10 protein-coding genes and 1 tRNA gene are annotated in these 16,168 nt (G+C 41.5%); 8 read left to right on the top strand and 3 right to left on the bottom strand.

All coding sequences use genetic code 11. The features are described from left to right. The first annotated feature begins 110 nt into the window (after nt 1-110). Nucleotides 111-185, top strand: a tRNA-Gly gene (locus ACJAT7_RS13185). A 620-nt stretch (nt 186-805) separates the two neighbouring features. Here ACJAT7_RS13185 and ACJAT7_RS13190 read toward each other — a convergent pair. After that, nucleotides 806-1,720 (bottom strand): endonuclease/exonuclease/phosphatase family protein, encoded by a 915-nt coding sequence (locus tag ACJAT7_RS13190; protein WP_415227265.1) that lies wholly within the window; start codon nt 1,718-1,720, stop codon nt 806-808. A 78-nt stretch (nt 1,721-1,798) separates the two neighbouring features. Here ACJAT7_RS13190 and ndk point away from each other — a divergent pair, with 78 nt between their 5' ends. From ndk to ACJAT7_RS13210, 4 genes are all read left to right on the top strand, one after another. Next, entirely contained in the window at nt 1,799-2,233 is a 435-nt protein-coding gene (ndk, locus tag ACJAT7_RS13195; RefSeq protein WP_415227266.1) for a nucleoside-diphosphate kinase, read from the top strand. 74 nt (nt 2,234-2,307) lie between these two features. Continuing rightward, nucleotides 2,308-3,180 carry a prepilin peptidase gene (locus ACJAT7_RS13200; RefSeq protein WP_415227267.1) on the top strand — a complete coding sequence of 291 codons (873 nt, stop codon included), beginning with the start codon at nt 2,308-2,310 and terminating at the stop codon, nt 3,178-3,180. Nucleotides 3,181-3,191: 11 nt separating this feature from the next. Beyond that, a complete protein-coding gene (tadA, locus tag ACJAT7_RS13205) occupies nt 3,192-3,713 on the top strand; it encodes a tRNA adenosine(34) deaminase TadA (RefSeq protein ID WP_415227268.1) in 522 nt (173 codons plus the stop codon). 89 nt (nt 3,714-3,802) lie between these two features. Further along, nucleotides 3,803-3,973: a hypothetical protein gene (locus ACJAT7_RS13210; RefSeq protein ID WP_415227269.1), complete on the top strand. Its 171-nt coding sequence runs from the start codon at nt 3,803-3,805 to the stop codon at nt 3,971-3,973. A gap of 155 nt (nt 3,974-4,128) precedes the next feature. Here the strand turns inward: ACJAT7_RS13210 and mltF are convergent, their stop codons facing one another. After that, nucleotides 4,129-6,183 (bottom strand): membrane-bound lytic murein transglycosylase MltF, encoded by a 2,055-nt coding sequence (gene mltF / locus ACJAT7_RS13215; protein WP_415227270.1) that lies wholly within the window; start codon nt 6,181-6,183, stop codon nt 4,129-4,131. 270 nt (nt 6,184-6,453) lie between these two features. On the opposite strand from mltF, the gene purL reads away from it, so the two are divergent. From purL to cls, 3 genes are all read left to right on the top strand, one after another. Then, on the top strand, nt 6,454-10,347 hold the full coding sequence (purL, locus tag ACJAT7_RS13220; RefSeq protein ID WP_415227271.1) for a phosphoribosylformylglycinamidine synthase: 3,894 nt from the start codon (nt 6,454-6,456) through the stop codon (nt 10,345-10,347). Between the two features lie 96 nt (nt 10,348-10,443). Then, on the top strand, nt 10,444-13,137 hold the full coding sequence (locus ACJAT7_RS13225) for a diguanylate cyclase domain-containing protein (protein WP_415227272.1): 2,694 nt from the start codon (nt 10,444-10,446) through the stop codon (nt 13,135-13,137). A gap of 131 nt (nt 13,138-13,268) precedes the next feature. After that, nucleotides 13,269-14,768 (top strand): cardiolipin synthase, encoded by a 1,500-nt coding sequence (cls, locus tag ACJAT7_RS13230; RefSeq protein ID WP_415227273.1) that lies wholly within the window; start codon nt 13,269-13,271, stop codon nt 14,766-14,768. A 111-nt stretch (nt 14,769-14,879) separates the two neighbouring features. On the opposite strand, the gene ACJAT7_RS13235 is transcribed toward cls, so the two are convergent. Further along, a partial coding sequence (locus tag ACJAT7_RS13235) for an iron-containing alcohol dehydrogenase (RefSeq protein WP_415227274.1) occupies nt 14,880-16,168 on the bottom strand: 1,289 nt, incomplete at its 5' end.

The raw sequence follows: 16,168 nt of genomic DNA on the forward strand, positions 1-16,168 counted from the left end.
AAACTAAAGATGTGATGCGGTACTAGTTCGGTTCGTCGAGTTCAACCTTGACAAGAATTGACTGGAGTTATGAGTTTACTCGTACATACTAAGTCCAAAAAAAATGTGATGCGGTACTAGCTCAGTGGTAGAGCACAACCTTGCCAAGGTTGGGGTCAAGAGTTCGAATCTCTTGTACCGCTCCAAATTATTACCCTCTTAATAAAAAAATACGCTATTAATCTAGTTGCTAGAGCACAACTTTGCCGATTAAGAGCTGGGGTCAAGAGCTGTTTTTAATCTCTTGTACCGCTCCAAATTATTACCCTCTTAATAAAAAAATACGCTATTAATCTAGTTGCTAGAGCACAACTTTGCCGATTAAGAGTGGGGTCAAGAGCTGTTTTTAATCTCTTGTACCGCTCCAAATTATTACCCTCTTAATAAAAAAATACGCTATTAATCTAGTTGCTAGTGCACAACCTTGCCAATTAAGAGCTGGGGTCATGAGCTGTTTTTTAATCTCTTGTACCGCTCCAAATTATTACCCTCTTAATAAAAAATACGCTATTAATTCCGTTTCTAGTGCACAACCTTGCCGATTAAGAGCTGGGGTCATGAGCTGTTTTTTAATCTCTTGTAGCGCTCCAAATTATTACCCTCTTAATAAAAAATACGCTATTAATTCCGTTTCTAGTGCACAACCTTGCCAATTAAGAGCTGGGGTCATGAGCTGTTTTTTAATCTCTTGTAGCGCTCCAATTTCTAATTAGATCCCAATCCCAATTTCATATCCTCCCCAAAAAAACTAGCAACATGATCGAGTCTAATTATTTTCTTTTTTTGTTACTTTATTTAGCGCAAAGGTCACGCGCTGCGGAGTATGATCAGAGGCTGTTGTGGCGATACTTTCTGCTTTTATCACTTTTAAACCGCGAAAATAGATATGATCCAGCGGCCTGTTAAAAATGGTCATGCGTTGATCTTTGGCAAATAAAACCTCATTGAAACCAGATTTAAGCAGTGGCGCTTCGATCGCGGCTAATCGCTGCCCGCTCCAACTGTTAAAATCGCCACTAAAGATGATTGGCCCGCTATGTGTTTTTATCAATTCCAGATAGGGCTGCAGCTGCTTGCTCAGCGGTTCGGCGGTAAAGGTGAAATTTATCCCGTGCAGATTAATAAGCAGTAACAAGTCGGTGCTATTAGCAAGCGCATAGCTGCTTGCCAGGGCTGTTTTAGGTACACGGATCCAAGGTTCGCTGTCACGCGTGCCGCAAACCGCGAGTGCCGGCTGTTTGCTGAGCGTATTGACGCCGTAAATATAATCCCGATATTTAAATGCGTAATTTTGCAGATAATAAAAGTTATTCGTTTCGCTAAAGTAAGTTAACTCGGGGGAATATTTCACTTCCTGTAAGGTCAGTAAATCCGCATCTTTCGCCCACTCTTGTAATTTTTCCTGCCATTGCGGCTTACGTTGTTTATAGATATTCCAATTTAAGAGAGTAAAAGGGGAGGGAAGGCCCGTGGTTTTCTCCTTCGCTAAATATGTGACGGGTGATAAATTTGGGCAGCGCTGTAAATACAGTTGCTGATTGTTATCAAAAACGGTTAAGTTTTTTGCAGGCTCAGGAAAAAAGCGCAGAGCGACAATAAAAATGACGGGCAGTAATATAAAAAGCGCTAAGTAAGGGCGAACCCGTAATCTTATCTTTGGAAATGTGATATGAGGTTTCATCTGCGTATATTCTTATTGATGGTGTAAGGAGATCTGGTTATATTGCATGTCCAATCCATTATTTTTAAGTCTTGCATTATGCCATTAGAAAGAACACTTTCAATTATCAAACCTGACGCCGTTCGTAAAAAAATGACTGGTATTATTTTAACCCGTTTTGAACAGGCGGGTTTAATACCTGTCGCAGTTAAAATGGTGCGCTTAACCAAAGAGCAAGCCGCAGGATTTTACATTGAGCATCAAGAAAAAGATTTTTTTGACGATTTAATCGATTTTATGACCTCCGGCCCCATTATGATACAAGTTTTACAAGCTGAAAATGCGATTAGCTATTATCGGAAGCTAATAGGTAACACTGATCCAACACTTGCCGACGCCGGGACAATTCGATCTGACTTTGCGGAGTCAAAACGATATAATGCAGTGCATGGCTCAGATAGTCCAATGTCTGCAGCGCGTGAAATTGCTTACTTTTTTTCTGATGATGAAATTTGCCCGCCAGTTGAAGCGTAATAGCTCGATTTGCCAATCCCCTGTTTTCAGTTACTTGAGCCTCGTTAAGTTTTTTTTAGAGTTTAGGAATATTTATGAATGAATTAATTATGTTATTGGAGCAGGTTCCTGCCCTGCTTTATAGCTTTGTGACCGTTTTGGGGTTGTTAATTGGTTCATTTTTAAATGTGGTGATTTATCGTTTGCCGGTGATGATGGAAAGAGAATGGAAAAATGAATGTGCCGAATGTTTTCCTGAAGCGAACCTAAAAACTGAACAAGAGACCTTTAATTTAGTTGTGCCCCGCTCGCGTTGTCCACAGTGCAACCATTTAATTGGTTCAGCTGAGAATATCCCCCTGTTAAGTTGGTTATTTCAAAAAGGCCGCTGCAAACATTGCGCCTGCAAGATTAGTAAGCGCTATCCAAGTATTGAACTATTAACGGCTGTGCTCTCCCTTGCGGTTGCTTATGTGATCCCATTCGGCTGGCCGTTACTGTTTGCTTTACTCTTTACCTGGGCGCTAATTAGCCTGACCTTTATCGATTTCGATACTATGTTATTGCCCGATCAGATAACGCTGCCGCTATTGTGGTTCGGTTTGTTAATCAATATTAACGGCACTTTTATTGGTTTAACCGATGCTGTTTTAGGCGCCGCTTTGGGGTATTTAAGTCTCTGGTCCATTTATTGGGGATTTAAGTTATTAACCGGTAAAGAGGGAATGGGCTATGGCGACTTTAAATTACTCGCCGCATTGGGGGCATGGTTTGGTTGGCAGGCATTACCCTTAATTATTATAATTTCCTCTTTTGCCGGAGCAATTATTGGTATCGCTGTGATTCTCGCATCGAAAGATAAAAAAAGTCGGCCAATGCCTTTTGGACCTTATCTTGCGGTTGCTGGCTGGATCTATCTTGTTTATGGCGGACCGATCACGCAATTTTATTACTCACTGGTTCTATAGTGGCAGAGCAGATGAGTGACCTGTTAGTCGATACGCAGCAAGCGATAGATCAAAAATGGATGAAGTATGCCTTGTCCTTGGCGGATAGGGCAGAATTACAAGATGAAATTCCAGTGGGTGCTATTTTAGTTAAAGATGGGGTGGTTATCGGTGAAGGTTGGAACCTGTCCATCTCTAATCATGATGCCTGCGGCCATGCTGAGATTATGGCAATTCGCGAGGCGGGAAAACAGATCCAAAATTATCGCTTAATTGACTGCACCTTGTATGTCACGCTTGAACCGTGTCCTATGTGTGCGGGGGCCTTGGTCCATGCACGTGTTAAGCGTCTTGTGTACGGTGCCGGCGATTATAAGACAGGCGCTGCAGGCTCGGTTTATAATTTGGTGCGCAGTGAAAAATCAAACCATCAAATAGAGGTGAGCGCAGGTGTTCTTAGCGAGCGGTGCGCAACAAAAATCAGTGATTTTTTTAAACGTCGTCGGCAAGAGAAAATAGCGCTGAAAAAGCAACAAGCTGCTATAAACCCATGATATCTCAAGATGCTGATTTTGCATCTTGAAGTAACATTGGTTTAAGCCTGCCTGTTCAGCAAGCTTTATAAAAATAGAAAGAGTTTAATATGCCTAAAAAAACCATCGCCTTTGAATATGAAAAAGAAACTAAAAACAGTGTACGTTACAAAGAGGTACCTGAGCCGGGCCAAGCCCCGATTGTCGGCAGTTTATATGTGCAAAAGTGTTTTGCGGGCAACTGTAAAAATTTGCAGGTGAGTATTGAAAAGAAAGAGTAACTGAACTTTCTCTTTGCATAGCGGAGAAATGCGCAGAAATTGTGTATTAACAAACGGATGAAATAAATGCAGGTCGTTCCACCAGATTTGCACATTGCAGCTAAGCGCTTCTTAAGCGCTCGCTGATTCCTGTTTTCCCTTCTAATAATTATCTATTAAGCTTTCTCCTGAGACGGTCCAATTATACTCTCTTGTGGTACTGGTTTGTCGTTAGCCTCTTGTAATGTTTGCTGTTTACTGAATGCTTCATCTTTGGCTTGTTGATGATTTTTCTGCTCAGTGAATGCCTTATCTTTGGCTTCTTGGTAGTTTTGCTGCTCAGCGAGCGCTTTATCTATCGCCTGCCGAGAGACTTCCTGTGCTGCAAATGCATTGTCTTTTGCTTTCTGTAGTAATTCTTGTTCGGCCAAGGCGTTCTCTTTGCGCTCTTGCCAGCGTTTTTCCTCAGTTAGCGCTTTTTCTTTGACCTGTTGTAGCGCGTGCTCTATCGCTAAAGTTTTATCTTTCGCTTGTTGCAGGGCTGTTTCTTCCGCTGATGTTTTTTCGAGGGCCTGCTGCAATGCGGTTTCTTCTGTTAAGGTTTTTTCTTTGGCCTGTTGTAATGCATTTTTCATCGCTAAAGTTTGTTTTTTTGCCTTTTGTAAGGCTTGCACTTTCGCTAATACGATATCGATGGCTTGCTGCAGTGCTTCTTCTGGGGTCAAGTGGGCTTGTCGCGCTTTCTCTTCGGCTAATGCTAATGCTAATGCTTGTGCTTCTTGCAAGGCTACCTCTTGGGCCAAGGCTTTATCTTTGGCATCCTGCAGCGCTTTTTCCTCTGCAAGTTGTATTTCTCTTTTGGCGACAAACCAAGTCAATGTCTTTCTGTATTGGCGGATATTATTGACATAGTGCTGTGCTTCACGGCCTCTTGCGTAGCCATAACGGGTTTCTTTATACCATTTTTTCTGGTGCAGCAGGGGCAGGTTATCTTTAACATCGGACCATGCATCGGGGTTTTGTTTTTTTATGGTGGTGATGCGCCGCGCATCCATAACGTGTCCATAACCTAGATTATAACTGGCTAATGCAAACCAAACTTTTTCATCATCGCTAATGCTGTCGGGTAAGCGTTTTATCAGCTGCGTTAAATAGTTGGCACCGCCTTGGATGCTCTGCTCCGGATCGAGTCTATTTTTCACGCCGATATGGTTAGCAGTATTAAGGGTTAACATCATTAAGCCACGTACGCCTGTTGGGGATCTTGCCTTTGCATTCCAATGTGACTCTTGATAGCTGACCGCAGCAAGTAACAGCCAATCTGCTTCTGCGGTGGCATGCTCTTTAAAGAGCTTTTCATATTTAGGCAGTGTACGGACAATCTTTTTTAAAAAGAAGCGCGTATCAACATAATCAAAATGTTCCACATGTCCAAAATATTTTTCTTCAAGTTTGGCTATGGTCTGATCCTGGTATTTACTACCCATAAACTCAATCATTGCGGAATAAACGCTATCGTCTTGATTGCGCTTGATAAGCCATGCTACAGGCTCCTTCCCTGAGATAGTGAACGCTTCGGCGAGTACCGGGTAATAGCGTTGTTTTTGCGCCAATGTTGAGCTGTTCACAATGGCAAATTTAATCTCTTTATCTGCGACTTTACGTAATAAACTTTCTTGGTCTTCGCTTTCGAACGCATTGATTGCCAGATCGGGGTTTTCACCAAATAAACCTTCTAATGTTTCTTCGTGGCTACTGTATTTAAGTACGCCGACAGGCTCATTAATATCGGCTATATTGCGGGGCCGGTAAGTTCCTTTGTGGTAAACCACTTTTTGCGAGACATAATAATAGGGAGGAGAACTTCTGTATTTTTCTGCGCGCTTGGGCGTTAGGGTTAAACCGGAACCAATAAAATCAATCTGCTTACTGTCGAGCGCATCAAATAATGCTTTGAGTGTATCGTATTCTTTCACCCGTAAGTTAACATTGAGATAGGCTGAAAATTGATCGCCCAATTCGTAGTCAAAGCCGCTGTAATTCGTACCGTCATAGCTGAAGGTTAATGAGCTGTTAATGGTGCCCATTCTTATCTCACCGCGGTTTTGAATTTTTTCTAAGCTGGTCGTAGGTGTAAAAGGATTACAACCGCTCAGCAATAAAGATAAAACGCTAAGAAAAAGCGCTACAATTTGTAGTTTGAATTTTTTAAAATGTATAACAGAGTCCATATAATAATTTCCACCAGGAATTGTTCGTTTTTTCATCACGTTTTATAAAGGTAGCAAATTTAAACGTAATTTAACTCTCGACTATAGAGTGTTTCGGTTTAATAAAAAATGCTTTTTGCTTATAATAGCGAACTAATACCAATTATATCAAATAAGCACTTATTTAAAGGCCCGTCTGTTAACAAACAGTAAACTTGAATAGTTTAAATATTTATCCGTGTAATTGACGTTACCCAAGTTCATTTATCTATCTAACGAGAGAAATAACCTATGGAAATTTTGCGTGGGGCACCTGCCTTATCGACATTTCGTGTTAATCAGTTACTAAAAAACTGTGAAGCCTTAAACCTACCTGTAGCGCAAATATATGCAGAATATATGCATGCAGCAGATTTAACTGATCCTTTAAATGACCAAGAGCGAGTTGTATTACAAAAACTATTAACTTACGGACCTAAAATTGTCGAGCACGAACCAGTAGGAACGTTACTTTTGGTCACGCCTCGTCCGGGAACTATTTCGCCATGGTCTTCTAAATCCACGGATATTGCTATTAATTGTGGTTTAACGAAGGTTAAGCGTTTAGAGCGTGGTATCGCTTATTATATTGAAACGACAACGGAATTGTCAGCAGAACAATATAAAGCGCTTTCCGGTTTATTACACGATCGCATGATGGAAGTGATATTCACGTCGTTTGACGATGCTGCGAAGCTTTTTGCACACGGCACGCCAAGCAAAATGAGCAGTGTCGATATCTTAGTTGAAGGTCGCAGTGCACTTGTAACCGCGAATGTAAATTTAGGTTTGGCACTTGCCGATGATGAAATTGATTATTTGCTGGAAAACTTTATCAAATTGGGGCGCAATCCTAACGATATTGAACTGATGATGTTTGCACAGGCAAACTCTGAGCATTGCCGCCACAAAATCTTCAATGCAGATTGGACCATTGATGGTGTCTCTCAGCCTAAATCGCTGTTCAAAATGATTCGTAATACCCATGAAAAGATGCCGGAATTTGTTTTATCTGCCTACAAAGACAACGCTGCTGTTATGGCGGGGGAAAAAGCAGGGCGTTTCTTCCCGAGTGTTGATGATCGTGAATACGGTTACCATCATGAAGATATTGATATCTTAATGAAGGTTGAAACACATAACCATCCAACGGCTATCTCCCCATATCCTGGTGCTGCGACTGGCTCTGGCGGTGAGATTCGTGATGAAGGCGCAACGGGGATTGGCTCTAAACCTAAAGCCGGCTTAGTGGGTTTTAGCGTAAGTAATTTACGTATCCCTTCATTTGAACAGCCTTGGGAAACAGATTTTGGCAAACCCGATCGCATCGTTTCAGCATTAGATATTATGCTGGAAGCACCGCTCGGTGGCGCTGCCTTTAATAATGAATTTGGTCGTCCGAATATTCTGGGTTATTTCCGTACTTACGAAGAGCAGGTTGAAAGCCATAATGGTTTAGAGATTCGCGGCTATCATAAACCAATTATGTTAGCGGGCGGTTTAGGTAATATCCGCCGCAGTCATATTGAGAAAAAAGAGATTCCAGTGGGTGCTAAGCTAGTTGTTCTGGGCGGCCCTGCAATGAATATTGGTTTGGGCGGAGGCGCGGCATCTTCAATGGATTCCGGTGCCTCGTCTGAAGATTTAGATTTCGCGTCTGTACAGCGTGAAAATCCGGAGATGGAGCGTCGTTGTCAGGAAGTGATCGACCGTTGCTGGCAGATGGGTGATGATAACCCAATTCAATTTATTCACGATGTGGGCGCGGGTGGTCTTTCTAATGCGATGCCTGAGCTTGTAAATGATGGCGGTCGCGGTGGTAAATTTGATCTGCGCGCTATTCCAAATGATGAAAAGGGCATGGCGCCACACGAAATTTGGTGTAATGAATCTCAAGAACGTTATGTGATGGCCATTAAGCCTGAGAATCTGGCGACATTTGAAGCTATTTGTAAACGTGAACGGGCTAAATATGCTGTTATCGGTGAAGCGACAAAAGAGATGCAGTTAACCTTGCATGATACTGAATTTGATAACAATCCTATTGATATGCCGCTGGAAGTATTATTAGGTAAAGCCCCTAAAATGCATCGTGATGTTAAATCACAAAATGCCCAGGGAAAACCGTTAGATCTCTCTGGTGCAAGCATTAAAGATGCCGCCGAGCGCTTGCTGCGTTTACCTTCTATTGCTGAAAAAACATTCCTGATAACGATCGGTGACCGCACTGTTACTGGGTTAGTTGCGCGCGACCAAATGGTCGGACCTTGGCAGGTACCTGTCGCAGACTGTGCGGTTACTGCTGCCAGTTACGATAGTTATTTTGGCGAGTCAATGGCATTAGGTGAACGTACGCCTGTTGCTCTACTTAACTTCGCGGCATCTGCCCGTCTGGCTGTCGCAGAATCAATTACCAATATCGCCTGTTCTGATATCGGTGATTTCAAACGTATTAAACTTTCTGCTAACTGGATGTCTGCAACCGGTCACCCGGGGGAAGATGCCGGCTTATATGCAGCGGTTAAAGCGATTGGTGAAGAGCTTTGCCCGGAATTAGATCTTACTATCCCAGTGGGTAAAGATTCTATGTCGATGAAAACGCGCTGGCAGGAAGGTGAGCTGGATAAAGAAGTTATCTCGCCACTTTCATTAATCATTACTGCATTTGGTGCGGTACGTGATATCCGTAATACGGTTACGCCGCAGCTGCGCAGTGATCAGGGTGATACGGATCTGATACTTGTTGATTTAGGCAATGGTAAAAATCGTCTCGGTGGATCATCGTTAGCGCAAGTTTATAAACAGCTTGGTGCTACAACGCCCGATCTAGATAATCCGGCTTTGCTGCAGGGATTCTTTAATGCGATGCAGACCTTAGTCGTGGATAAAAAGTTACTGGCCTATCATGATCGCAGTGATGGTGGACTATTTTCAACCATCACTGAAATGGCATTTGCTGGACACTGTGGTGTTACGGTTCAACTGGATCAATTAGGCAGTGATGATTTTGCTGCACTTTACAGTGAAGAGCTCGGGGCGGTTATCCAGGTACGTGTTGAAGATAAAGAGTCCGTATTGAATATCTTAGCCGGTCATGGTTTAGCCACCAACTCGCTGGTTATTGGTTCAGTAAATGAGACCGACCAAATCGAGTTTACCCGTGATGGTGATGACATATTGGTTGCACCGCGCAGTGAATTCCGCGGAATTTGGGCTGAAACTACGCTGAAAATGCAGCTTTTACGCGATAATCCAGTGTGCGCGCAACAAGAGTTTGATCTGAAATTAGATGATAAGGATCCCGGGTTAAGCGCAAAATTAACCTTTGATCTCAATGAGGATGTTGCTGCGCCCTATATTGCAACGGGTGTTTTACCGCGCATGGCTATTTTACGTGAGCAAGGAGTTAACTCTCAGCAGGAGATGGCTGCCGCCTTTAATAGAGCGGGTTTCTCGGCAATTGATGTGCATATGAGTGATATTTTATCGGGAGATGTGCAACTTGCAGACTTTGCCGGTTTAGTCGCTTGTGGTGGTTTCTCTTATGGCGATGTATTAGGGGCTGGTGAAGGCTGGGCGAAATCCATTTTGTTTAATGACGGCGCGCGTGAGCAGTTTCAAACCTTCTTTGAACGTGAAAATTCATTTGCATTAGGTGTCTGTAACGGCTGTCAGATGTTATCAAACCTTAATGAATTAATTCCGGGGGCGGAATTATGGCCGCGTTTTGTGCGTAATCACTCGGAACGTTTTGAAGCACGTTTCAGTCTCGTTGAAGTGCAAAAAAACAATTCATTGTTCCTCAACGATATGGCCGGCTCAACTATGCCAATCGCTGTATCCCATGGTGAAGGCCGTGTTGAAGTGAAAAATGATGCACATTTAGCCGCTATTGAAGCAAGCGGTAATATTGCATTACGTTTCATTAATAATTATGGTGAACAGACACAGCAATATCCGGCTAATCCGAATGGTTCGCCAAACGGTATTACTGGTCTAACCTCTAAAGATGGGCGCGTTACCATTATGATGCCGCATCCCGAACGTGTATTTAGAACCGTTGCTAATTCATGGCATCCGGATGAGTGGCGCGAAGATAGCCCGTGGATGCGTATGTTTAGAAATGTGCGTAAACAGTTAGGTTAAATTTTAAAGGGGATGCTAGCGTCCCCTTTTTTATGCTGCAATACTGTTAATATTTAAATTGCCAAGTGAAATTATCACAAATTTAAGGGGGCCTCTTTGTCTGTTCCGGTCAAAAATGTTTTATATGTAGGGAATAATATTCAGCTTGCCGAAGCAATGCTAAATTTATCAGCCAGCCCGGCGCTTCAACCCGATTATACGCTTTGTCATTTGCTCCGCACTGATGGAATAGAGGCTATTTTAGCCGAAAAAGAATATACCCATTTAATTTGTGATCTCCCCTTTTCTGACTCGTTGGCTGATAAAATTGACGCCGATTTTCCTTTGCTAAAAACAACCTATCTAAACGGAAATGCTGCGCCCAAACTTGCTAAATTGTCCGCGTCAATGGAAGATTTAATTACGGATGAGGTAAAAACCACCTTAGATTTTCTCAGTATCCCTATCTATTTTAAAAATATAAAAGGCGAATTTTTAGCCTGCAATAGCTATTTTTCACATATCTTCGGCCTGACGCCCGCTCAAGTTCAAGGCAAAAATGCCGCAGATATTTTGCCAGCTCACCTCTTGGATGAGATTAAAAAGATAGATCAAAACATATTTGACAATAAGCAGGTCTATTTTTATGAATGTAAACTTGATGATATAAATGGGATAGCGCGTGAAATGGTTTTTCGCAAAGAGTGTGTCGATGATACTGATATACAAATTGGTATGCTTTTTGATGTAACCGAGATTAATCAGGCGAAATACTCATTAGAAAAAGAGCGCATTATGTTGCGTGCAACGGCAGATATATCGCCCGATCTTATTTTCTTTAAGGACTTGGACAGTCGTTTTTTAGGTTGTAATAAACAATTTGAAAAATTTGTGGGTTGTTCAGAGGAAGATATTTTAGGTAAAAAAGATGATCAACTTTTTGAACTGGGTCAGGCTTTGATGTGCCAGTCTCAAGATAAAGATGTGATCTCTAATAAACAGATCTACTTGGGTGAAGAACACCTGACCTATAACGATGGCCAGCGTCATTTTATTGAAATGAAGAAGGTACCACTGCAAGACAAAAATGGTGAAGTACAAGGTTTAATTGGCGTTGGTCGGGATATTACCGCACATCACTTGATGCAAAAACGGCTAAAAATAGCCGAGGTGGTATTTGACAATAGCAAAGACAGCATCCTGGTTACAGATCAGTTTGGTGATATTCTTTCTGCAAATCAGGCTTGTTGCTTGCTATCCGGTTTTTCAAAAGATGAACTGTTACAGTTAAATATCAATGTGTTTGCCTCCAAGCAACAAAGCGAGTCTTTTTATGATGATATTTCATTCACTGAAAATAAAAGTTGGCAGGGAGATATCACTTACTGTAATAAAAATGGCGACACCCATTTTGCCTGGTTGGAGATCTATGCTGTTGACCATTTTGATGAGGGGAAAACCAACCGCATCTACTCCTTTACCGATTTAACTCAATGCAAACGCGTTGAGGAAAAAATACAGTTTCTATCAAAACATGATCCACTAACGGGATTATATAATCGTATTGCTTTATTTAATCGTTTGGAAGACTCTATTAACCGAGCTAATTATCAGAAGACAATCATGGCCGTGCTCTTGGTCGATATTAATGATTTCAAGGCGGTTAATGATCAGTTCGGTCATAATGCTGGAGATGATGTATTAAAAGAGATTGCAATACGCCTTAAAAACTGTATTTTTGAGAAAGAGACAGTGGCGCGTTTTTCTGACCATAGCTTTGTTATTGTGGTCAATGAGCTAGCCAATGAGCAAAATGTAGCCAGTATTGCACAAAAAATCATTACATTATTTAGTAAAAACTTTACTATCGGAAACAGAGAAATAAGTTTATCTGCAACAATTGGTATAAGTATGTGTCCTGATGACGGTATAGATAATGAATCGTTATTAAGCAATGCAGAAAAAGCGATGCAGCGTGGAAAAGATGATAAGAGTGTACCGTATCATTTTTATACTATGGCGCTAACACGTCACTCCAATCAACAGCTTGAATTAGAAGACGAGTTAAAGTTAGGCTTGCAGTTAGATCAATTTGAGTTGTATTACCAGCCTCAATACGATCTTAATAACCGCCAAATTGTTGCAATGCAAGGCTTACTGCGTTGGAATCACCCAGAGCAAGGTGTTCTACAACATGATCGCTTTTTAATTTTAGCGAAAGAGAGCGGTTTACTGGTGTCGTTGGGGCTTATAACGATTCGAAAAGCTGCGCTTCAGGCAGTTAATTGGCACAAAGCCGGGATTAATTTTGGACGTATTGCAATTAATTTATCCAGAGAGCAACTGTCACAACTTAGCTTTATTGCGGATCTGCATACTATTTTAAAAGAAACTATGTGCTCAGGGCAGTGGCTTGAATTTGAAGTTGAGAAGTCTACTCTGCATCACTCTTCATCTGATATTCAGGAGAATCTCATGAATATCAGAAAGATGGGTATTGGATTAACTGTCATTAATTTTGGTATTTCGAGTACTGTGATCGATTTAATTAATCTACTGGGGGTTGAAAAGCTAAGAATTGCCAATGATTTTATTAAAGATGGTTCAGAGTTTTTAGTCAATGATGCTGTATATAACTCATCTAATATTTTTGCGCGTACTTTAGGTCTTAGTATAGTGGGTGATGTTCTCGAAATTAACCAGCAACAAACACCCTCAACATCGCAGAGTCCCAGCCGCGCAGAAGAGAGCGTTCAAGTGATGAAAGCATCGGAAGCCACTTTTTATCTGCGTTGTAATAAACGTCATTAATGCATATAGGAGTGCAGCTTGAGTGGGTATCTTCAAGCTGCTCGGGCAGGAACGCCCAGAAGCTTAATAATAAGCTTGCTGCAGCATATAATCTAAGTTAATTTGTCTTTTTCTCTTTGAGATTTAGTTTAATGGATTTTTTCTCTTTTGATACGTCCTGGCAAGACAGTACCCTTTATGTGCTACTTTCTGCATCCACCTACTTTTCTCTGTTACTGCTCACTTCGTTGCGCGTGATCATTAAGCGTAGGCCCAGTGGAATCTCGCTTGCGTGGTTATTTTTGATCTATGCTTTGCCGCTTTTGGGTATGGTCAGTTATTTTATTTTTGGGGAACTTCATTTAGGCAAAAAACGTCAGAAACGGCGTGAGCAGATGGGGGACAGGTTCCATCACTGGTTGCACACAGAGTCGGCAGAGAATCGTCAGAGTAAGGAGGGAATTAGTCCGTGTGCGCGTTCAATGCAGGCCTTTGTGGAATCATACACCAGCATACCTATGCTAAAAGGCAACCAACACACTCTATTGTCATCTACCGATCAAATTCTTCTTGAATTAACACAGCAAATTGACCAAGCACAATCACATTGTTATCTATTATTTTATATCTGCAGCGAAGGGGGGTTGGTAGACAATTTATTAGACGCGTTGATTAAGGCTTCTGAGCGTGGGGTTCAGTGTAAATTATTATTGGATTCTGTCGGCAGTCATGATTTCTTCAAAAGTGAACTCCCCTTTATCATGCGTCGAGCCGGTATTGAAGTAGGGGAAGCCTTACCTGTGGGTGCATTCAGGCTTCTTTTTCAACGTCAGGATTTAAGAATGCACCGTAAGTTGGTCTGTATTGATGATCATGTTGCCTATACGGGGAGTATGAATCTGGTTGATCCTGCTTATTTTAAAAAGGGTCACGGTGTTGGCGAATGGATAGATATTATGGTGCGCTGCGAAGGTCCGATTGTACAGTTAATGCAGGGATTGTTTATCTGGGATTGGTACTTGGAAACCAGTAATAAAATGGCTTTGCCTCTTTCTCAAATAGAATTACCCCTGTCGAAAATAGCGCGTTTCCCTATCATTGGGGCACAAAATTCTCAGCTTATTCCCTCTGGGCCGGAGTTTGGTAAAGCCAGTATTCATCAAGTCTTACTGAGCGCAATCTATGAGGCAAAATTCAGCCTTGTTTTAACAACACCCTATTTTGTTCCTGATGAAAGTATACTCGAAGCGTTGCAAGTGGCGGCGTTGCGTGGCGTTGATGTGAAAATAATTCTACCCGCTAAAAATGATTCTTTTATGGTTAAATATGCCTCGCGTGCTTTTTTCGATGAGCTATTAACGGCCGGTGTGAAAATCTATAAATTTCATGGTGGGCTACTGCATAGTAAAACGATTGTTATCGATGAAAAAATAGCGTTATTAGGCACAGTTAATCTGGATAGACGCAGTTTTTGGCTAAACTTTGAGATGACAATGTTGATTGACAATGATCAATTTGCGGGTGAACTTTTAACCATTCAGATGCATTATCTATTAGAGTCAGATCAATTTTTATTAGCTGATTGGCGTAAACGCAGTTATTTAAAAAAACTATTAGAAAGCACCCTCTACCTGTTTAGTCCTCTGCTCTGAGTCCTGATAAAGTATCTTGAGGTATCATGGGTATAAATAACCTTCCTTAAATTCAAAGTAAAAAAAAGCCTGCGATTAAGCAGGCTTTTTATATTAAGTTAAAAAGAAATATTATTTAGCTTTTTTTTCTTCTTTCACTTCAACTTCAGGCGCATCCATCACATCAACGTAATCTGTACCGTAGTAAGAAGCAATAAGCACTGCTTTAAGCTCAGATACAAGCGGGTAACGTGGATTTGCAGGTGTACATTGGTCATCAAACGCTTGTTCCGCAAGATCATCAACTGCAGCTAGGAATTCAGCTTCATCAACACCTGCAGCTTGAATTGATAGTGGAATATTCAATTCAACTTTTAACTCGTCTAACCAGGTCAGTAGCGTCTGAATTTTAGCTTCAGTGTTACCTTCACGGAAACCTAAATGATCAGCAATTTCTGCGTAACGAGCACGTGCTTTAGGACGGTCGTACTGAGAGAAAGTACCTTGTTTAGTTGGGTTGTTCGTTGCATTAAAACGAATAGTATTGGTTATTAACAATGCATTTGCTAAACCATGTGGAAGATGGAATTCATTACCGATTTTATGCGCCATTGAGTGACACACTCCAAGGAATGACTGAGCAAACGCGATACCAGCAATAGTTGCCGCATTGTGAACTTTTTCACGTGCAACCGCATCATTTTTACCGTTTTTGTAAGAGCTTGGTAGGTATTCTTTAAGCATTTTAAGCGCTTGTAGCGCTTGACCATCTGAGTATTCGTTAGCAAGAATTGAAACGTAAGCTTCCATCGCATGTGTTACTGCATCGTAACCACCGAATGCACAAAGAGACTTAGGCATATCCATCACTAGGTTAGCATCAACAATCGCCATGCTTGGCGTTAGTTCATAATCAGCTAGTGGGTATTTTTTACCTGTTGTCTCATCTGTTACAACGGCAAATGGTGTTACTTCAGAACCTGTACCAGATGTTGTAGTAATACATACTAGTTCAGCTTTAACGCCCATTTTAGGGAATTTGTAGATACGTTTACGGATATCCATAAAGCGCATTGCTAAGTCTTCAAAAACAGTGTCTGGATGCTCATATAGAACCCACATAATTTTCGCAGCATCCATTGGTGAACCACCACCGACAGCAAGAATGACATCCGGGTTGAATGCGTTACAAGCTGCTGCACCTTTTTTGATGATTGCAAGTGTAGGATCCGCTTCCACTTCATGGAAGATTTCAACCATCATTCCTTGACTTTCAAGGATTGAACGTAACTCATCAATGTAACCGTTAGCAAACAGGAAACCATCCGTTACTATCATTGCACGTTTTTTGTCATCTAAATCAGTTAGTGCAATAGGTAATGAACCACGACGGAAGTAGATAGATTTTGGTAGTTTATGCC

The sequence above is a fragment of the Psychromonas sp. genome (genome assembly GCF_047632995.1).
Lineage (GTDB): Bacteria > Pseudomonadota > Gammaproteobacteria > Enterobacterales > Psychromonadaceae > Psychromonas.

Excerpts from the sequence above, each read along its gene's own strand:
- ACJAT7_RS13190 (WP_415227265.1), bottom strand. The coding sequence starts at position 1,720 with ATGAAACCTCATATCACATTTCCAAAGATAAGATTACGGGTTCGCCCT.
- ndk (WP_415227266.1), top strand. The coding sequence starts at position 1,799 with ATGCCATTAGAAAGAACACTTTCAATTATCAAACCTGACGCCGTTCGT.
- ACJAT7_RS13200 (WP_415227267.1), top strand. The coding sequence starts at position 2,308 with ATGAATGAATTAATTATGTTATTGGAGCAGGTTCCTGCCCTGCTTTAT.
- tadA (WP_415227268.1), top strand. The coding sequence starts at position 3,192 with ATGAGTGACCTGTTAGTCGATACGCAGCAAGCGATAGATCAAAAATGG.
- ACJAT7_RS13210 (WP_415227269.1), top strand. The coding sequence starts at position 3,803 with ATGCCTAAAAAAACCATCGCCTTTGAATATGAAAAAGAAACTAAAAAC.
- mltF (WP_415227270.1), bottom strand. The coding sequence starts at position 6,183 with ATGGACTCTGTTATACATTTTAAAAAATTCAAACTACAAATTGTAGCG.
- purL (WP_415227271.1), top strand. The coding sequence starts at position 6,454 with ATGGAAATTTTGCGTGGGGCACCTGCCTTATCGACATTTCGTGTTAAT.
- cls (WP_415227273.1), top strand. The coding sequence starts at position 13,269 with ATGGATTTTTTCTCTTTTGATACGTCCTGGCAAGACAGTACCCTTTAT.